We start from the raw sequence: 19,967 nt of genomic DNA, 5'->3' as shown, positions 1-19,967 counted from the left end.
ACTAATTTCGCGAATTAGCATGAATTAAAATCTGCAGCAAGGAAAGTCAACCTCAATATTGTCATTTCGACAAAATCATCACCTATTTTTAATCTGCAGTTATACTTTAATCTCTTCTTTTAATAATTGTTTCATTGCTAAAACTCCACCAAAAATACTTTTCACGTCTTTAAATTGATGCCTTTGAAGCAATTCTAAAGCAATTTTACTTCTAATTCCGGATTGACAGAAAACATAAACAGCTTGATTTTTATTCAGCTTTTCAATTTCATTTTCTAAGTTCTTTAACGGAATTTGGATTTGATTTTTTAAACTAATTTTTGGCAGTTCATCTTCATTTCTAACATCCAAAAACAAAACTTTATCACTATTTATTTCATTCAAAATTGATTTAAAATTTATTTCTTCAACTTCAGATTTATTATATTTTTCTTCGAATACTGCACTGTTTATGTGTTCAATATAACTTTTATCGAAATCATATTTTTGCTGTTCATTATTCAAAATATTGTAAACCAATATTTTTCCGCTTAAAACAGTTCCAATTCCGAGAATTATTTTTATCACTTCATTGGCTTGAAACATTCCAATAATTCCAACCGAAACTCCAATAACGCCGGCATCTTCACAATTTAATGCATTTGAATTCTCATCTGGATAGAGACATCTGTAAGTTGGTCCGTTTTGATAATTAAAAACCGAAACCTGACCCTGAAACCTAAAAATAGATCCGTAAACCATTGGTTTATCAGCAATCAGACAAGCATCGTTTATTAGATATTTAATCGAAATATTGTCTGTTGCATCAACGATAATATCATATTTCTCAAATAATGAAAGCGCATTTTTTCCGGATAATTTTTCAGGAAAAGCATTCACTTTTATGTTTGGATTTAATTCAGAAATCATCAATTTCGCTTCTTCAGCTTTAGATTTTCCAACAGCCGAGCTCTTGTAAATCACCTGACGATGCAGATTCGAAATCTCAATTACATCATCATCTACAATTCCGATTTCGCCAACACCAGCTCCGGCTAAGTAAGGCATAATTGCTGCTCCCAAACCTCCGGCACCCACTACCAAAACTTTCGCTTTCGATAATTTATACTGACCTTCCTCTCCTATTTCAGGAAGTATTATCTGTCGGTTATATTTTGATGATTCCTTCATAAAAGTACATTTATCCTCCTGCAAATGGAGGTAATAAAGCCACGACATCTGTTGTCTGCAAAGTAAAATCTGCAGTTTTTGAAACTATTTTTTGATTTACAGCTACGCTGAATGTCAATGATTCGAGCTTGTATTTTTCATTTAAATCCTGCAATAATTTTTGCAGTGACACTTCAGAAAAAGATATTTTTTCGAATTCACAATTTGTCTTTTCAGCGACGGCTCCAAAATATTTAATCTCGATCATTTTTATAAATTTAAATTCTGAAAAATAAATTCATCTTCAAAATGTTCCTGAAAATAGGAAATCCAGCTCGATGTTGTTCTAACCACTTCACCAATCACAATAATGGCGGGCGATGATATATTTTTTTCAGAGACTAATTTAGTAATTGTACTTACAGTTCCCACTACTTTTTGTTCCGAATCTTTGGTTCCGTTTTGAATTATGGCGATTGGCAGATCGTCATTTCTGTTTTCCTGATAAATAGAAATGATCTCGTCTAATTTATGCATTCCCATCAAAATAACTACGGTCGCAGCAGATTTTGAAGCCAGATGAATATCTTTGGATAATTTATGATCTGAAGTGGTTCCGGTAATAACCCAGAAACTTTCGGCAATTTTGCGTTGTGTCAAACTGATTCCAACCGAAGCCGGAACTCCTAAAGCCGATGAAATTCCGGGAACAATAGCGGTTTCTATTCCATATTGTTCAGCAAACTCAATTTCTTCACTTCCTCTTCCAAAAACAAAAGGATCTCCGCCTTTTAAACGTACTACATGCCCGTATCGATTTGCCATCGAAACAATCAATTCATTAATCTGATCTTGAGTGTAAGCGTGACATCCCAAACGTTTTCCAACAAAAACAATTTCTGCATCTGATGCATATGCTAACAATTCTTCGTTTACCAAAGCATCGTACAACACTACATCAGCATTTTTTAACGCTTTTATGGCTTTCATCGTAATCAATTCAACATCGCCTGGGCCTGCGCCTACAATCGTCAATTTTGGTATTTTTAAGTTTTGCATCATGTAATTAACTTAAATTGATATTCAGATCATTTAATTCGTCGGTTGAATTAATATTGGTTAACGGAAAGTTTTCACTTTCTTCTATATTGATAATTTGATGCGGTATTTTTGCCAGCAAATCCATCATTTTCAGTTCATCAGCTTCAATTGCACTTTTAATAACAGGAAGTATTCTTTTTGAATAAATTCCGATTAACGGATGTATTCTGCTTTCTGAAGCAAAAACTGTAATTCCGGCTTCTTCAGTATGTTTTGAAATTAATTCCTGCAATAATTCGTTTGAAATAAGCGGAATATCACAACTCAAAATCAAATTAAATTCGGTTTCAGAATGCGATAATGCTGTATAAATTCCGCCCAATGGACCTTTATCTAAAATTAAATCCGGTATTTTTTCATATTCCAGATAATCGTATTCTTTTGATGTCGTAATTAATTTTATCTGATCTGTAACAGGCAGAATCGCCTGAATAATATGGTCGATAAATGGTTTATCCTGAAATAAAACCAATCCTTTTTCTGACTGCATTCTGGAGCTTTTTCCGCCGCAAAGAATAAATACTGTTAGTGTTTCCATGATTTTATTTTTGTTTCAGGTTTTTCTTTGTTTGCTTCGCCAATTCGGCTAAAGCCTCGGGTCAGGTTATTTTACCGCAAAGAGCGCTAAGATTTTTTATTCATTTGTGACTTTAAAATTAAGTTCGCAAAGCTGGATCTATAAAAAGCTTAGCGAACTTTGCCATCTCTAATCTTTTTCAGGCAAAAAACCTTGCGTGCTTTGCGGTTATTTTTTGCTTCAGGTTCCTGGTATTAAACTCATTATCTAATTGTCTAATTTTTCTATTCTCAAGGAAAAATCAATTTAACGCTTGCCATTAAAATAACGGTTCCTAAAACCATTTTTAATGTTCTGTTCGAAAAAGAACCGCTTCCATAAAATCCACCCAGAATGCCGCCTACAACTGCAATTGGAACTAAATAAAAACTTTCTATCGGAATTGTTTTTCCTCCTAAAAAGAATCCCAGCATTCCTGCAAAAGAATTTACAAATATGAATAAACTCGAAACCGCCGCCGATTCTTTAACCGAAGCCCATCCTAAAAACAATAAAATCGGACTCAAAATTATTCCCCCGCCAATTCCCAGCATTCCTGATAATAAACCAATTGCAAACCCAATTGCTAAAGCAAACGGAAGATTTATTTTTACTTCTTCTTTTTCTTTAAAATTAAATACTCCAAACAGTCTTAAGGCCGCAAAAACCAAAACTATTCCCAAAATAATTTTGTAAATCGTATTATCCAAAGTTACAAAACCTCCTATAAAAGCTGCAGGAATTGAAGCAATAGCAAACGGATAAAAGAGCTTGGGTTTGAAATAATTTTTTCTATAATAAAATAAAAACGAAATACTCGAAACAAACAAATTCAACAACAAAGCCGACGGTTTCATGATGGAAATCGGAAACGCAAATATGCTCATCAAAGCCAAATATCCTGAAGCTCCGCCATGTCCTACGCTTGAATATAGAAACGCAATAATAATTAATGCGAAGCTGAATAATACTATGTTTTCGGAACTTAATATGTTCATTTTTTTTGTTTCAGGTTTTCTTTGTTTCAGGTTTTCTTTGTTTCAAGTTTCAAATTGCCTAGCCATATGTTTTTATTTACATACTGCTTTTCATCTTTAATACTCAAAAATCTATTCTCTTTCCTCTTTCTTCTATCCTCTTTCTTCTATCTTCTATCCTCTTTCTTCTATCTTCTATCCTCTTTCTCCTAATCAATTGGCAGTAATGTTACTAACTGGCCTTTCTTGTAATTTTCTATAGTTTCAGGAACGACCAACAAACTATTCGCCACGGCAAATGTATTGAGCATTGCAGAACTTTGGCCTTCTAAAACTGTTACGTTTGTTTCGTCGTATTTTGCTTTTAAGAACAATGTTTTTCCTGTGTTATTTTTAATTTCAGAATTTAATTTTCGAACTATTTTCGGTTTATGAATTTCAGAAAATCCCATTTTGTTTTTTACCGCTGGAGAAACATAAATATAAAAATTTGTCAGCGATGAAGCTGGATTTCCCGGAAGAGCAAAAACTAAGGTTTCATTTTTAGATCCAAAAAACATTGGTTTTCCTGGTTTCTGATTGATTTTATAGAAAAGCTCTTTTACATTGTTTTGTAATAATGCTTCTTTTACAAAATCATAATCACCAACAGAAATACCGCCGGAAATTAATACAATATCGTATTTTTTTAAAATCGTTTTTAATGCTTTTTTTGTTGCTTTCAGATTGTCTTTAACTCTGTAAACTTTCGTTTTTTCAATTCCGATTGTTTGGAGCGCCGCTTCAAGCATAACCGAATTACTTTCGAATATTTTTCCTTTTTTAAGTTTTTTACCAGGTTGTATTAATTCATTTCCTGTTACTAAAATGGCTGCTTTTGGCTTTTTGTAAACGGCAACTTCTGTAATTCCTAAGCAGGCTAAAAATCCTACGGCGGCAGGAGTTATTAATGTATTTGCTTCAAAAACTACCTCATCTTTACGAATTTGCTCTCCTTTTGGACGAACATTGGTGTTTTTCTCCGGCATTGTGGCAATTAAAATTGAATCTTTGCTAGCCATAACATGTTCCTGCATCACCACGGTATCAGCATCATCAGGAACATATGCGCCAGTAAAAATTCTGACTGCTTCGGTTGATTTTAATTTTACATTTTCATGATCTCCAGCTTGAGAAATACCAACAACATCATATTGATGTCTAATACTGTGCGTAAAAGCGTATCCATCCATTGCTGACTGCCTAAATGGAGGCATATCTATCGGCGATATTACTTTTTCTGCTAAAACATACCCCAATGCTTTGCGGACCGAAATATGCTTTATGGGCATTTTAGTACTATTCGCTTCAACAATCCCTATGGCTTCTTCAACTTTAATCATTTTGGTATTTTGTTATTAAAGCAAAAAATACTTATTACAAATATAAGTATTTTTACTTAGTTTCAAACATTAAGTATCTAAATATTTTAAAAATATAAATTTAGCTTAATTCTTTTAAATACTTGCAGAAAAATTGAATGCCTTTTAAAATTCCAGAAATATATTTTTTTTCGTTTAAAACTTTCTTTTGTGTGCAAAATGAATCTGGCTAATTCTTTGCTGAAAACTGAAATAGATTTTCATAAAACATATCATAAATAATTAGTTATAAAATGATTTTCAAAAATGCGATATTCTAATCATAAATTATTTTTTTTGTTTTAGTACGACATTTTTAGCATTATAATTTCATTTTATAAGCCTGATAACGAATAAATAAGTAACATTTAATGTGGTAAAATACTACAATTTTAATTTGTTTTAAAAAATATTTTAACATACAATGGATATTTTATCAAATTATAAATAACTAAATATCAGTACTTTAAGCATGTAAAGATTTAATACACATACTTCTATTTACTGCTTTTAAAAAAAAATATTGATAAATTTTTGGTTTTTATTATATAAAAATTAACTTTGTCTATAGGATTAGTAGAGTTTAGAATCATATTTGAAACCAAAAAAACTATATTTTGAAAACAACCGAAAGAAATACGTCTTACATTCTTCTTAAAAACTACACTTATAGCGCTTCTTGTTGTATGTGTATGTGTTGTTAATAAACCACTTCCTAATTTGTTTTGGTCTATTCATCTAAAACGAATTTCTAAAATTCATCATCGATTTAATTAAAAACTGCAAAATCTATTTGATAGTGAAACGCTGTCAAAACGATTCTTGAAACGATATCTATTATTCAAAAATTAAATAACTAAAACTAAAAAATAACTAAAATGAAAATAATGCAAACACACTGCTGTAAATAAAAAAAGCCATTTCTGCGGCAACAGAAATGGCGAGGCTTAAAGAAACATTTATCACTAAATCAAGGAAACATTTAGAGGGCTGAAAATTCAGTTCTCAGGGCGCCTTGTTAATTACTTAAAACCAATACAAAGAAATGAAAAAATATTTAAACATATACTCATTACTGTTTCTTCTGCTTTTATCGGCAGGAATTAATGCTCAGAATACAACGCCGCTCATACAGTCTAAACTAGACGGAACGGTTGTCGATGACCTTACCAATCAGCCAATTATAGGAGCTTCGATTACTATAAAAGGTACTACTCACGGAGTGGTAACCGATTCTGAAGGTAAATTTTATTTTCAGACGGGTCAAAAATTCCCTTACACCTTAATCGTAAGTTATATTGGATATAAAAAAGCTGAAGTAATTGTCGAAAAAAATCCTGTTACAATCAGTCTTAAAGAAGAGCGCCAGGAACTTGACGAACTTGTAGTTGTGGGTTACGGAACTCAAAAGAGAAAAGACATTACAGGATCTGTAGCTTCTGTTCCTAAAGCAAATCTGGCACAAGTTACCTCATCTGCAGACAATTTATTACGAGGCGCGATTCCGGGTGTTGTAGTTACACAAAGTTCGGGACGTCCCGGAGCTTCTTCTAGTGTGCGTATTAGAGGAGGAAACTCTATAACTGCAGGTAATGAACCGCTTTATGTTGTAGACGGAATTTTAATTTATAACGATAACAGCAATAGTACAGCGGGTGTGCAATATGCAGGGGCAACTGTAAATGTGCTTTCGACTATTAATCCCGGCGATATAGAATCTATTGAAGTGCTTAAAGATGCCTCTGCAACAGCCATTTATGGATCAAGAGGTGCAAATGGTGTTGTAATTGTAACTACAAAAAAAGGAACCAAAGGGCAGGATATTATTTCGTATCAAGGATATTTTGGAGTACAGTCGGTTTCAAAAAAATTACATTTAATGAATTCTTCTCAGTGGGCAAGTCTGCGCAATGATGTTCAGGCGAGTATTGGTCAGGCTCCATCGTTTTCTGCAGCTCAGATTGAAGATTTTAAAACCTCTGGAAATTACGATTGGCAGAATGCCGCTTTTGTAAAAGCAGCTCCGGTTCAGAATCATCAATTGTCATTTTCAGGAGGTGATGAACGCTCCAGATATTCCGTTTCTGCAGGATATTTTGATCAGGAAGGTGTGGTTTTAGGATCTGATTTTAAGAGAATTTCGCTTCGTGCCAATTTAGAAAGAAATTATTCTCAAAATTTTAAATTTGGCGTCAGTGCCAATTACAGCAACTCGACATCAAATGGTGTGGGTACCTCAGGCAACGGAAGACAGCCAAACCCAATTGTGAGTGCTTTACTTACAGCTCCGGTTGTACCAATCAAAAATGCAGACGGAAGTTACAATGTAACTCAAAATATATATGCTACTTCTGTAAATGGTTATGTGCCAAATCCTATTAATGATTTGGAAAACACTACTAATGAAACTAAAATTAACAGAATCCTGACGAGTTTGTTTGGTGAATATAAAGTAACTAAAAAACTGGTTGCTAAAATTGCCGTAAGCGGTGATGTATTAGATACTAAACAAAACTACTACGCACCAGCAAATACAACAACGGGTGCAGGAACAAAAGGTCTGGCTTCTGTAGGAGATCGTTTGGTAAGCTCTATTTTAAATGAAAATACCTTAAACTACAATACAAATTTTGGCGAAAATCATAAATTCTCTGCTTTAGGAGGTTATACATTACAATATACAAAAGGCGAAGTGGTAAATGCAGGCGCTAATTCTTTTGTAAATGATGCAAATACTTATAATGCGCTTCAGGATGGTGTTGCTGTAAAACCCTATAGTGATGCTTATGAAAGCGTATTAAAATCCTGGCTGGCAAGAATAAATTATTCATACAAAGGAAAATACAATTTTACACTTTCAGGACGTGCAGATGGTTCTTCCAGATTTGGGTCTAAATCGCTTTGGGGTTATTTTCCATCAGCAGGATTTTCATGGAATATTACCGAAGAACAATTTGCTCAAAACATTAAAGGGGTAACAGAAGCTAAATTAAGATTAAGTGCCGGAACAACTGGAAATCAAGAAATTGGAAACTATCTTTCGCTGGCGTCCATGGGTTCTGTAAACTATTCTTTTGGAGGTACACTGCAAACTGGTTTGGCTCCTACCCGATTGGCAAATCCAGATTTGAAATGGGAAAAAACAGATCAGTACAATGTTGGTTTAGACTTATCATTATTAGACCGAAAAATAAATTTTGTTTTTGATGTTTATTATAAAAAAACAAACGATTTACTTATAAATGTTCCTATTCTTCTTAGTTCTGGTTATGCTTCTGTATTACAAAATATTGGCGGTGTCGAAAATAAAGGTATCGAAATCGGATTAACAACAGAAAACTTAAAAACAGAACATTTTGCATGGAATTCTAATATTGTTTTCTCTGCCAATAAAAACAAAGTAACTTCTATAGGAAACGGGGTAGATCAATTCTTTCCTGTGGTTCCAAACGGTTCTTTATTGCAGCAACAGCCTGTAACTGTAAAAGTAGGTCTTCCTCTGGGAACATTCTGGGGATATAGAACAAACGGTATTTTTCAAACTCAGGAAGAAGTTAATACACAGCCAAAAATAAACAGTCTTGCAAACACGAGAGTGGGCGACAGAAAATATGTAGATACTAATGGAGACGGAATAATTTCTGCTGCAGACAAAGGTAATTTAGGCACTTCTCAGCCAAAATTTGTTGCAAGTTTTGGTAATACTATTTCTTATCGTGATTTTGATTTACAAGTTAATTTTCAGGGATCTTATGGCGGTAAAATATTTAATGCTTTAAATCAGCAGTTAGAAATTTCTACGCTTGGCACCAACGCCGCTTCTACTCTGGAAGATCGCTGGACGGCAGCGAACCCAAGTAATGAAATTCCGAGAGCTTCAAGTTCACCGCTTGGAATCGTGTCCGAAAGATATGTTGAAGATGCTTCATTTGTGAGATTAAAACTGGTAACGCTTGGTTATACACTTCCAAAAAGTTTATCTAAAAAACTAGGAACAAAAAGTGTAAAGTTTTATGTATCTGCAGAAAATCTAATTACATGGACAAAATACACCGGATTTGATCCTGAGGTAAGTTCTTATGAACAAAACAATTTATATCCTGGAATTGACTTTGGTTCTTATCCAAATTCGAGAACATTCATTTCTGGACTAAACGTAACTTTTTAAGTAAAATAACAATGAAAAAGATCATCATAATATTCACATTAAGTGCCCTAATTTTTACATCGTGCACTGAACTTGAGGTAACTCCAACCTCTTTTGTAACCGAAGATAATTATTTTAACACTCAAGATGATGCCATAGCAAGTGTAACTGCTGTTTATGCGTCGTTAAGCCTTGATCCGGGTGAGCAGAGTTTATTTGGAAGAAATTTATATTTCCTTACCGATATGGCTTCAGATTATGCTGCAGCGGGAGTTTCAGCAACAAATCCGCAGGTAAGAGCTTTGAGCAGTTTAACGCACGATGCTACTTCAGACCGTGTTCAGGTAGCATGGCGCCAAATTTATGCCGGAATAAACAGAGCAAATGTTTCCATAGATAATATCCCAAAAGTATCGGCATCAGAAACTGTAAAAACGCGATTGATTAACGAAGCTAAATTTATTAGAGCGTTACTGTATTTTCAGGCAGTTCGTCTTTGGGGCGGTGTGCCGATTGTTTTGCATGAGCCGACTACAATTGAGCTTGAGAGTTTAAAAACGAAAAGAAGAACTGTAGACGAAGTATATGCGCAGATTATTACAGACTTGACAGATGCCGAAAATCTGCCTGCTTCTTATGCTGCAGCTGATGCCGGACGTGCTACTTCTGGAGCTGCAAAGGCAATTTTAGCCAAAGTATACTTAACGAGAAAAGATTATCCAAATGCGATATTAAAAGCCAATCAGGTCATTAATGGAGGTTATGGATATGGTTTGTTCGAAAGTTTCAGCGATATTTTTACAAAAACAAAAAAGAACGGAAAAGAACATATATTTTCTGTTCAGTTTGAACCAAATCAAGCCGGAAACGGCTCGAGCGGCAGTACTTTTCAGTCGACCTCTTTTACTGGTTTTACAGCCACTGAACCAGCAGATATAATTTCTGACGTCGCATTATTTTATGATATTTATGCAGCGGGCGATACCAGAAGAGATGTGAGTTATGCTAAACAATTAGTAAATCCGGCGACAGGAGCTCTTTATACTTTTCCGAAACCAATTTTCAAGAAATATTTAGACTTGAGTAATCTGGCAACTCCTGCGAATGTTGCAATTAACTTTCCTGTTATTCGTTATGCCGACATTTTATTGTCTTTAGCGGAAGCGATAAATGAACAGTCCGGTCCTACAGCCGAAGCTTATGAAGCTTTTAATCAGGTAAGAAGAAGGGCTTTTGGCAAACCAATTGCAACACCCGATGCCTCTATAGATTTATCAGGATTAACGCAGGCTTCTTTTAGAGCTGCAATTCAGGAAGAACGCAAAAAAGAATTTGTACAGGAAGGACAGCGCTGGTTTGATTTAGTTCGCTGGGGAACATTGGTTACAGAGATTAAAAAAGTTACGGCCAAAAATTCTGTTACAGAAAGAAATAATTTATATCCGATTCCGCAGAGCGAAAGAAGCATTGACCCAGCTGGTTTACCACAAAATCCCGGCTATTAACTACAACCACAACAAAACTATTAAACATGAAAAATTTTAAAATCAATAGCACAATCAAAAGTCCTAAAAATGGGCTTTTGGTTACTGCTTTCCTAATTACGCAATTGGGAATAGCACAAGAAAAATCAGAGTTCAAAGGAACTATTGGTAAAACTTTGGCCGATTCTAAAGAATATTGGCCGGAGCCTGTAAAAGCGCCGCAAGGTGCTCCAAACATTGTCTGGATTTTACTGGATGATGTTGGATTTGGAGCCGCAAGTACTTTTGGAGGTTTAATCAACACACCAACATTTGATAATCTGGCAAATAATGGTTTACGTTACACCAACTTTCACACCACCGCTATTTGTGCTCCAACCCGCGCGGCATTATTAACCGGAAGAAATTCGGGAAGAGTTCACGTAAGCGGTTTTTCTCATACTATTTTATCAGCAGGTTTTCCTGGCTGGGACGGCAGGATTCCGTCTGATAAAGGAAGCATCGCAGAGATTCTTCGCACGAATGGGTACAACACTTTTGCAGTTGGAAAGTATGGCGTTACACCAGACGAAGAGGCTTCTGATGCAGGACCATTTGACAGATGGCCGACCGGAAAAGGTTTTGATCATTTTTACGGATTCTTAGGTTCTCAAACCGATCAGTATAATCCTGATTTAGTCGAAGATCAGGTACACATTAAACCAGACGGCCGACATTTGAATGAATTGATTACTGACAAAGCAATTAATTACATCCAAAAACAGCAAAAAGCTGCACCTGGAAAACCATTTTTCTTATACTATGCACCCGGAGCGGTTCATGCACCTCATCAGGTTGCTGAAAAATGGGTTGAACCTTACAAAGGAAAATTTGATGAAGGCTGGGATGTATACCGCGAAAAAGTAATTGCAAACCAGAAAAAACTGGGAGTGATTCCTGCCAATGCCGTTTTACCAGAGCGTAATGCACTAATTACAGAATGGAAAAAATTGACTCCCGACCAAAAGAAAGTATATGCAAGATTCATGGAAGTTTACGCCGGATTTTTAACGTATACGGATTATGAAGTTGGCAGAGTGGTTAATTATCTTAAAGAAAGCGGACAACTTGATAATACTTTGATTTTTGTTGCCATTGGAGACAACGGAGCAAGTAAAGAAGGAACGCTGCAGGGAACTATCAGTCAAAGTTTATTTTCTCAGGGAAAAACAGATGAAGAAAATCTTCAAAGCAATTTGAATAATATTGGTGAAATCGGAACTGCAAAAGGTTTAAATACCAATTATCCTTTAGGCTGGGCGCAGGCAACCAATGTACCTTTTAAAAACTGGAAACAAGACGCACATTCTGAAGGCGGAACAAGAAATCCGTTGATTGTTTTTTATCCAAACGGAATTAAAGATAAAGGCGGTATTAGAAATCAATACAGCCACGTAACCGATATTCTGCCGACAACTTTGGATATTGCCGGAATTAAGGCACCGGAATATATCAAAGAAGTAAAACAAGATATCATTCAGGGTTCAACGTTCAAAGCTTCTTTGGAGAATCCAAAAGCAGAATCGTTACATAAAGTGCAATACTATTATATTTTTGGAAACCGAGCTATTTATAAAGACGGATGGAAAGCCGCAGCTGCACATTTACCAGATTCATTTGCTGTAAAAAAATCTTTAGGTAAAAATGAAAAACCTGCTGAAAGTAATTTTGATACTGATGTTTGGGAATTATATAACCTAAACGAAGATTTTAACGAACGTAATAATCTGGCAAAAAAATATCCTGAAAAACTGGCTGAACTTCAAAAATTATTTGATGAGCAGGCAAAAGAGAACAACGTTTACCCTTTGATCGACTGGCAGGATGTGTATAACAGAAGAATTCACAATACTGGTGCTGATAAAGGAAAAACAGTTTCTGATTTAATCAAACAAGCTACTAAACCCGGAGATGCTGAAACCAATAAATAAGGATTACCAACCTGCAAGGTTTTTAAAACCTTGTAGGTTTAAATAACCGAAATCATTGATTAAAATTTTGAAAATCATACCTGCAAAGTTTTGGAAACCCTTTAGGTTTAACAACCAAATCATTGATTAAAATTTTGAAAATTACATCTACAAGGTTTTGGAAACCTTGCAGGATAAATTAAAAAAAGAAATTATAACAAATTACAGAAAAATTAAAAAATAAAACTCTATTAAAACTATAGAATTAATAGCTTTATTTATTTATTTTTACATTAAGTATTAAAATTCAGAGAGATATGAAACGAGTAGACTACGAAATTATAGGAAAAAAGATTGCCGTTGGGATAATCTTGTTTTTGGTTCCGCTGGCAATTTTGGCTGGAGGATTAACATTAATTAATCAATTTTTAAAATAAAAAATCATGGCAGTAGTTCAAAATTCAAAACTGACGAGAGATTTAAGTATAAGTCTTTTAATTTACGCATTGCCTGTGCTGGCAATCTATCTTTATTTTAAACTGGGCAATGGCGTTGTGAGCGAATCGCATGTTACATTACCCTCATTTTTAGAATTTATACAACCCGCTTTTGCAAACATCAGAACTTGGGGATTAACCGTGTTTATGATTGTTTTGGGACTTATTGAGTTTGGAGCAGGTTTATATGATGACCAATGGACGGGCGAAGAACGCAAAATTGATATTGTTTCTTTTTTGGCTCCAAAATTAATTTTACCTCCTGTTATTGCTTTTTTCAGCTTAACAGCTTTGCCTTATTTACTTCCAAATCTGGCCAATACATTATCGTGGGTTCCTTTTTGGGGAGGATTTTTTCTAATCGCAATTGCCGACGATTTAACTCAATATTGGTATCATAGACTTCATCATCAGGTTCCGTTTTTATGGCGTTTTCACAGAACGCATCATTCTGCGCCTTATATGGGAATGGCAATGGCTTCGAGACAAAACTTTATCTATACCATTTTCTTTTCTCAAATATATCTGACTGCGACTTTAACTTATTTAGGTCTGGGACTGCCTGCATTATTTGTTTTGGTAATTAAAAGTTTCATCACTTTAGGCGCGCATTCAAGTATTGCGTGGGATAAACCATTTTACAAATACAGAGTTCTACACCCGATTGCCTGGGTTTTAGAAAGATTAATTTCTACTCCAGCCACTCACCACGCACATCATGCAGATACAAGCGGAGACGGTGTTGGACATTTTAAAGGAAATTTCGGAAACATGTTTTTTCTTTGGGATGTAATCTTCGGAACAGGATTAATTACACGCAAATTCCCGGAATCTTACGGAATGAAATCATACAAACAAGAAGAATGGTACGCACAGTTTCTTTGGCCGATATTCAAATCTAAAAAAGAAGGAAGTGCACTGGCAGACGGGGTTTTATCTGTGCCACTAAAACCAAAAGCAGTTTCTTTTGAAGAAATTCCTGCTCCAATATTAGAACAGGTTCAGTCTTAAAGTATGAAAAACAGAAAGTTTAAATTCAGTTTAACAGCAATTGTATTTCTAATTACAATTGCTGTTTTTTCTCAGGGACAAAGTGCTAATGTTTTGCTGGATGCTTTTTACAGTAAAATTAAAAGTCAAAAAAATCCGCAGATTATTGATGCCAGAGGTCCTGAAGAATTTGCGTTAAATCATATTGAAGGCGCTCTAAATTTCAATACCAAATCAGAAGATTATGAAAAACAGACTGCTGCTTTAAATCCGTCACAGCCAGTATTTATTTATTCTATTGCCGCTTACCGAAGCGGACTTTTGGCAACCGACTTGTCAAAAAAAGGATTCTCAGAAGTTTACATTTTAGAAGGCGGAATTGCCAGCTGGATCGGAGGCGGAAAACCTTTTTACAGCAACTTAAAGAGTAAATTATCATTAGCCGCATACAAGAAAATAGTAGCCGAAAATGAATACGTTTTAGTAGACATTGGCTCAAAATATTGTGCCACGTGCAAAACCGTAAAACCTATTTTGGAATCGATTAGAACTCAATATAGAGAAAAACTAAAAATCGTAGAAATTGAATTAGAAGAAAGCCCGCAAGTAATTGCCGATTTAAAAAACGTAAAGGTCTTCCCTACTTTGATTTTATATCAAAAGGGTAAAATCATTTTCAAAAAAGACGGTTTAGGCGATTTGAAAAACGATGTTGATACAGCTTTAGCCCACAATTAAAGTTTTTCAAAAATAAATTGCAACTCATTACCTCAAATAAACTAACCTTATGGCATATAAAAAAATAACCAAAATTGTTGTCCCCATCTTAATAGTGCTGTTTCTTTTGGCACTATTTCTTTTCTGGCCGATTAATACCAACGGAAAATTAATTGAACCCGATACAAAATTAGCAGCAGGCAAAGCAGCTTTTCTGGCAGAAAAAGACAGCTCTAAAACTTCATCAAAAAAACCAAATATCATTATACTTCTTGCAGACGATTTAGGCAAATATGATATTTCGCTTTACGGAGGAAAATCGACTCCAACACCGCAGATTGATTCTTTGGCTACTTCGGGTGTTACTTTTTCAGATGGATATGTTTCGTCTTCTATTTGTTCACCTTCGCGTGCCGGACTAATCACAGGCCGTTATCAGGAACGTTTTGGACACGAATATCAGCCTGGAGACCGATATCCGAAAAACAATCTTGAATATTATGCCTTTAAATATTTAATGAACACCAACAGCTGGAGACTGAATCCGAAAATTGAATATCCAAACGAGGCTTCAATTGCTACACAAGGACTTCCAAAATCTGAAATTACATTTGCAGATTTAGCCAAGAAACAAGGATACAGCACCGGTATAATAGGAAAATGGCATTTGGGACATAACAAAGGGTTCTTCCCTTTAGACCGTGGTTTCGATTATCATTATGGGTTTTATCAGGCATTTTCGCTTTTTGCTCCAGAAGATGATAATCCGGATATTATCAATCACCATCATAAAGATTTTACCGATAAAATGATTTGGGGAAAAGGCCGTGTCGGAATCGGACAAATTCGACGAGATACCACCATCATACAGGAAAAAGCTTATCTGACCGAAAAATTTGCAGAAGAAGCAGAAGCTTTTATCGATAAAAATAAAACGAAGCCTTTTTTACTTTATGTTCCGTTTAATGCACCGCATACTCCTTTTCAGGTTCGCAAAAAATATTATGATCGTTTTCCGAATGTAAAAGACGAAAACAAACGTGTTTATTTTGCTATGATCAGCGCTTTGGATGATGCCATAGGAAGAATTCGCGAGAAAGTTAAAAAAGAAGGTTTAGAAGAAAATACATTAATCATTTTTGCCAGTGATAACGGAGGTGCCGATTACACTTTTGCAACAACAAATGCACCGCTGAAGGGAGGTAAATTTTCTCATTTTGAAGGCGGTATAAATGTTCCGTTTGCACTTTCGTGGAAGGGAAAAATCAAACCTCATACGGTTTATAAAACTCCGGTAAGCTCTCTGGATATTTTTAGCACAATTGCTGCTGCAATACATTCTGGTCTTCCAAAAGACCGTGTTTACGATGGTGTAGATCTTGTAAGTTATGTAAACGAAAATAAAGAAGCGCATAAAAACCTATACTGGCGTTCCGGCGATGCAAAAGCGATTAGAAGCGGGAATTATAAATTAATTATCAGCGGGAAAACGCATGAAACCTGGCTGTATGATTTAGCCAAAGACAAATCTGAAACCACAGATTTAGCATCCAAAAATCCTGAAAAAGTAAAGGAATTACAAACTGCTTTACAAACTTGGGAAAAAGGGCTTATAAAACCTTTGTGGCCAAACCTAACCTATTATGAATTCGACTTTGGCAGGCAGAAATACTTTGTCGATTTGTAATTACAACCAAAATACTCCTCCTGCAAGGTTTCCAAAACCTTGTAGGTTTATTTTTTATTCAACATCAATAATTAATACCTACAAGGTTTTGAAAACCTTGCAGGAAATCAAAAACAAATGTCAATTCAAACTAAAAAAAATACAATTCACGAAGACTGGACAGTCGTTATTCTCGGATTTATAATAATCGGAATTTCGCTTTTTGTTTTTCTTCCCGAAGTTCCTGTTTTTTCATGGTCAAACAGCTCCGAGTTATTTACGAAAGTATTTGACTTTAAAAACCTTAAAATCCTTTTAATTCAATTTTTATATCTAATATCTATTGGCACAATCGGTGCTTTTTTAATTGGAAAATCAGTAAAATATTTTCTTTTTACTTTTCCGATAGTGTATCTTCTAACATTGATCGCACTTATTCTCGCAGGAAATTCGGCAATAAAATCTATTAATTTAGAAGCTGTAATTTTTAGTCTGGCAATTGGTTTAGCAATTGGAAACTTCTTTAAACTTCCTGAATGGTTTCGTTCTGCGCTTTCTACAGAAGTTTTTGTAAAAATCGGATTGGTATTATTAGGAACCAGCGTTATTTTTTCAGACATTTTAAAAGCAGGTTCACTTGGATTAATTCAGGCATTAATTGTCGTTTTATCGGTTTGGTATTTTGCTTTTTGGCTTTGCCGAAAATTAAAAGTTGATGATGAATTAACTATGATGATTTCGAGTGCCGTTTCAATCTGCGGGGTTTCTGCAGCAATTGCAACTTCTGGCGCTATAAAAGGCGATTCTAAAAAACTTTCGTATGTTATTTCGATGGTTTTGGTGACTGCTGTTCCCATGATGATTTTCATGCCGATAATCGCCAAATATTTCAATTTCCCAGAAGAAGTAACCGGAGCCTGGCTTGGAGGAAGCATCGATACTTCAGGCGCAGTTGTCGCTTCTGGAACTTTGGTTGGCGAAACGGCTTTAAAAATCAGTACGATTGTAAAATTTTCGCAGAATGTTTTATTAGGATTAGCCGCGTTTGCAATTTCGGTTTACTGGACTTACACTCATAATAAATCTTCAGATGTTACAGCATCTAAACCAACTTTAAAAGTCATTTGGGAACGCTTCCCGAAATTTGTAATCGGATTTATTGCTGCTTCTTTGATTTTTTCATTTTTTATAACTCCCGAAACAAGAGATGAAGTAAAAGACAGTTTGAAGAATCTGCAGGGTATTTGGTTTGCCCTTGCTTTTACTAGTATTGGTCTGGAAACCAATTTTAAAGATTTATTTGTAACCAACAGTAGAAAGCCTTTGTACGCTTTCTTAACCGCTCAGTTTTTCAATATTATAATTACACTTTTAATTGCCTTTTTGCTTTTCAGCAAATAAGATTGCCAAATTTTTAAAACAATGAAAAAAACACTTATTACGCTAAATTTACTATTGTCTGCAATAGTTTCTGTACAGGCGCAAAATAAAACTGCCGAGAACTCAAAGCCCAATGTTATTCTAATTTTGGTGGATGATATGGGGTATTCTGATTTAGGAAATTACGGTTCTGAGATTAAAACGCCCAATGTGGATAAATTGGCCAGTGAAGGTTTGCGCTTACGCGAATTTTACAATAATTCGATTTGTGCGCCAACACGAGCTTCTGTCCTAACCGGGCAATATCAGCACAAAGCCGGAATTGGTTATTTTGATGTCAATTTAGGGCTGCCGGCTTATCAGGGTTATTTAAATAAAGAATCTCTGACACTTGGCGAAGTCTTCCGTTCCGGTGGTTACAGTACTTTGATTTCGGGCAAATGGCATGTAGGTTCAGAAGATAAAGCGCAATGGCCTAATCAGAGAGGATTTGATAAGTTTTACGGTATTTTAAAGGGCGCATCAAATTATTTTGATACCAAACCACTTCCTTTCGGAAAAACTCCCTATCCTGTAAAATTAATCCGTAACAATGAAGAGCTGCATCCAAAAGATGATTCGTATTATTTTACAGATGAAATAGGAAACAATGCGGTTACTTTCTTAGACGAACAAAACAAAGAAAACAAACCATTCTTTTTATACCTCGCTTTTACAGCACCGCACTGGCCGCTGCAGGCAAAACAAGTTGATATCGCAAAATACCGAGGAAAATTTGACGAAGGCTGGGATGTTTTGAGAGAAAAAAGAATTAAGAAATTAAAGGAAAGCGGTATTCTTCCGGCAAACCAAACGATCTCGCCAAGAGATCCTGAAGTTCCGGAATGGGATAAACTCACTTATGACGAAAAACAATTCTGGAAAGCCAAAATGGAAGTTTATGCCGCAATGGTCGACAATATGGACCAGAATGTGGGTAAGGTTTTAGAAAAACTTAAAGCCTTAAAAAAAGATAAAAACACTTTAATAATTTTTATTGCAGACAACGGCGCTCAAGGCGGATTTAATACCTATAATCCTTTAAATCGCGCTTTAGTTCGCAATGACGGGCCAGTTGGAAGTTCTGGATCTTTTGATTATCAGGAACAAAACTGGGCGTACTTGTCTAATACTCCTTTGCAGGAATATAAAAATAATATGCATGAAGGCGGTTTCAGCTCGCCATTTATTGCTTGGTTTCCATCTAAAATTAAAGCGGGCCGAATTGATAAAGGAACGGGACATATTATTGACCTTGCTCCTACTTTTTATGATTTGGCCGGAATAGAATATCCAAAAAATTATAACGGAGTGGTTTCGAATCCGCTTCCGGGGAAAAGTCTGCTTCCCGTTTTATTTGATAATGTTTCTGAAGTGAACCGAGGTGAACCTTTATTTTGGGAAAGAGCAGGAAACAGAGCAGTACGAGAGGGAAAATGGAAATTGGTTTCTATTTATCCTTCTTATCAATGGGAACTTTATAATCTGGAAACTGATCGCGGCGAAACAACCAATATTGCACAGCAAAACCCGGGAATTGTAAATGCTCTTTCGGCAAAATATTTTGACTGGGCAGATAAAACCGGAGTGGTAGAATACAGCAAATTCAAAGCAAGAAATGAGCTCATGCCCGGTGCAGCTCCAAAGCGATAATTACTTTTTTTTGATATTTTAAAGTAATTATAACCAAAGGCGATTGTTTCTTAACAATCGCTTTTTTTGATGATTGTACTTATTATTCCCCAATATCAAACGCATTTCTTCTCAAAAGATTTTTTCCTTAAATTATATTATAGCCAGTAAAGCTGTTTTATTTTAAGAAAAAGATTTTATTTCAACTGCATTGTTAAAAATCTAACAATAATATAATAACGAGTGATTTTGATTGTTAATTTATTGTTATTTATTAACATAT

The 19,967-nt window shown here is 35.1% G+C and carries 14 protein-coding genes; 8 read left to right on the top strand and 6 right to left on the bottom strand.

What is annotated here, in order from left to right:
* Positions 1–99 precede the first annotated feature (99 nt).
* The 6 genes from moeB to B0A68_RS02625 form a co-directional block, all read right to left on the bottom strand.
* Positions 100–1,170, bottom strand: coding sequence for a HesA/MoeB/ThiF family protein (moeB, locus tag B0A68_RS02650; protein WP_035683029.1), 1,071 nt, complete (start codon positions 1,168–1,170; stop codon positions 100–102).
* A 10-nt stretch (positions 1,171–1,180) separates the two neighbouring features.
* Positions 1,181–1,417: a MoaD/ThiS family protein gene (locus B0A68_RS02645; RefSeq protein WP_035683027.1), complete on the bottom strand. Its 237-nt coding sequence runs from the start codon at positions 1,415–1,417 to the stop codon at positions 1,181–1,183.
* 2 nt (positions 1,418–1,419) lie between these two features.
* Positions 1,420–2,208: a uroporphyrinogen-III C-methyltransferase gene (gene cobA, locus B0A68_RS02640; RefSeq protein ID WP_035687943.1), complete on the bottom strand. Its 789-nt coding sequence runs from the start codon at positions 2,206–2,208 to the stop codon at positions 1,420–1,422.
* A 7-nt stretch (positions 2,209–2,215) separates the two neighbouring features.
* Positions 2,216–2,788, bottom strand: a complete 573-nt coding sequence (locus B0A68_RS02635) for a molybdenum cofactor guanylyltransferase (protein ID WP_035683025.1) — start codon at positions 2,786–2,788, stop codon at positions 2,216–2,218.
* Positions 2,789–3,057: 269 nt separating this feature from the next.
* Positions 3,058–3,804 (bottom strand): sulfite exporter TauE/SafE family protein, encoded by a 747-nt coding sequence (locus tag B0A68_RS02630; RefSeq protein WP_035683023.1) that lies wholly within the window; start codon positions 3,802–3,804, stop codon positions 3,058–3,060.
* Between the two features lie 188 nt (positions 3,805–3,992).
* Complete coding sequence (locus tag B0A68_RS02625) at positions 3,993–5,165, bottom strand: molybdopterin molybdotransferase MoeA (protein WP_035683020.1); 1,173 nt, start codon at positions 5,163–5,165, stop codon at positions 3,993–3,995.
* Positions 5,166–6,228: 1,063 nt separating this feature from the next.
* Between B0A68_RS02625 and B0A68_RS02620 the strand changes: the two genes are divergently transcribed.
* From B0A68_RS02620 to B0A68_RS02585, 8 genes are all read left to right on the top strand, one after another.
* Positions 6,229–9,351: a SusC/RagA family TonB-linked outer membrane protein gene (locus B0A68_RS02620; protein WP_035683017.1), complete on the top strand. Its 3,123-nt coding sequence runs from the start codon at positions 6,229–6,231 to the stop codon at positions 9,349–9,351.
* Between the two features lie 11 nt (positions 9,352–9,362).
* Entirely contained in the window at positions 9,363–10,835 is a 1,473-nt protein-coding gene (locus B0A68_RS02615; protein WP_035683014.1) for a RagB/SusD family nutrient uptake outer membrane protein, read from the top strand.
* Positions 10,836–10,861: 26 nt separating this feature from the next.
* Positions 10,862–12,784, top strand: a complete 1,923-nt coding sequence (locus B0A68_RS02610) for an arylsulfatase (protein ID WP_035683012.1) — start codon at positions 10,862–10,864, stop codon at positions 12,782–12,784.
* A 422-nt stretch (positions 12,785–13,206) separates the two neighbouring features.
* Positions 13,207–14,271: a sterol desaturase family protein gene (locus B0A68_RS02605; RefSeq protein WP_035683011.1), complete on the top strand. Its 1,065-nt coding sequence runs from the start codon at positions 13,207–13,209 to the stop codon at positions 14,269–14,271.
* 3 nt (positions 14,272–14,274) lie between these two features.
* On the top strand, positions 14,275–14,988 hold the full coding sequence (locus B0A68_RS02600; RefSeq protein WP_035683008.1) for a thioredoxin domain-containing protein: 714 nt from the start codon (positions 14,275–14,277) through the stop codon (positions 14,986–14,988).
* A 49-nt stretch (positions 14,989–15,037) separates the two neighbouring features.
* The gene (locus B0A68_RS02595) at positions 15,038–16,654 is read left to right on the top strand and encodes a sulfatase-like hydrolase/transferase (protein WP_035683006.1); all 1,617 of its coding nucleotides are present in this window, start codon (positions 15,038–15,040) and stop codon (positions 16,652–16,654) included.
* A gap of 117 nt (positions 16,655–16,771) precedes the next feature.
* Complete coding sequence (locus B0A68_RS02590; RefSeq protein WP_035683004.1) at positions 16,772–18,034, top strand: YeiH family protein; 1,263 nt, start codon at positions 16,772–16,774, stop codon at positions 18,032–18,034.
* A gap of 21 nt (positions 18,035–18,055) precedes the next feature.
* Positions 18,056–19,705 carry an arylsulfatase gene (locus tag B0A68_RS02585; protein WP_035683002.1) on the top strand — a complete coding sequence of 550 codons (1,650 nt, stop codon included), beginning with the start codon at positions 18,056–18,058 and terminating at the stop codon, positions 19,703–19,705.
* Positions 19,706–19,967 lie beyond the last annotated feature (262 nt).

Origin of the sequence: Flavobacterium reichenbachii, from assembly GCF_002217435.1 — a bacterium.
In the GTDB taxonomy this organism is placed as follows: domain Bacteria; phylum Bacteroidota; class Bacteroidia; order Flavobacteriales; family Flavobacteriaceae; genus Flavobacterium; species Flavobacterium reichenbachii.
The sequence above is the reverse complement of the archived record's forward strand: the minus strand, read 5'-3'. Positions and strand labels throughout refer to the sequence as shown.

Excerpts from the sequence above, each read along its gene's own strand:
- B0A68_RS02615 (WP_035683014.1), top strand. The coding sequence starts at position 9,363 with ATGAAAAAGATCATCATAATATTCACATTAAGTGCCCTAATTTTTACA.
- moeB (WP_035683029.1), bottom strand. The coding sequence starts at position 1,170 with ATGAAGGAATCATCAAAATATAACCGACAGATAATACTTCCTGAAATA.
- B0A68_RS02635 (WP_035683025.1), bottom strand. The coding sequence starts at position 2,788 with ATGGAAACACTAACAGTATTTATTCTTTGCGGCGGAAAAAGCTCCAGA.
- B0A68_RS02620 (WP_035683017.1), top strand. The coding sequence starts at position 6,229 with ATGAAAAAATATTTAAACATATACTCATTACTGTTTCTTCTGCTTTTA.
- B0A68_RS02610 (WP_035683012.1), top strand. The coding sequence starts at position 10,862 with ATGAAAAATTTTAAAATCAATAGCACAATCAAAAGTCCTAAAAATGGG.
- cobA (WP_035687943.1), bottom strand. The coding sequence starts at position 2,208 with ATGCAAAACTTAAAAATACCAAAATTGACGATTGTAGGCGCAGGCCCA.
- B0A68_RS02585 (WP_035683002.1), top strand. The coding sequence starts at position 18,056 with ATGAAAAAAACACTTATTACGCTAAATTTACTATTGTCTGCAATAGTT.
- B0A68_RS02625 (WP_035683020.1), bottom strand. The coding sequence starts at position 5,165 with ATGATTAAAGTTGAAGAAGCCATAGGGATTGTTGAAGCGAATAGTACT.
- B0A68_RS02605 (WP_035683011.1), top strand. The coding sequence starts at position 13,207 with ATGGCAGTAGTTCAAAATTCAAAACTGACGAGAGATTTAAGTATAAGT.
- B0A68_RS02600 (WP_035683008.1), top strand. The coding sequence starts at position 14,275 with ATGAAAAACAGAAAGTTTAAATTCAGTTTAACAGCAATTGTATTTCTA.
- B0A68_RS02590 (WP_035683004.1), top strand. The coding sequence starts at position 16,772 with ATGTCAATTCAAACTAAAAAAAATACAATTCACGAAGACTGGACAGTC.
- B0A68_RS02630 (WP_035683023.1), bottom strand. The coding sequence starts at position 3,804 with ATGAACATATTAAGTTCCGAAAACATAGTATTATTCAGCTTCGCATTA.
- B0A68_RS02645 (WP_035683027.1), bottom strand. The coding sequence starts at position 1,417 with ATGATCGAGATTAAATATTTTGGAGCCGTCGCTGAAAAGACAAATTGT.
- B0A68_RS02595 (WP_035683006.1), top strand. The coding sequence starts at position 15,038 with ATGGCATATAAAAAAATAACCAAAATTGTTGTCCCCATCTTAATAGTG.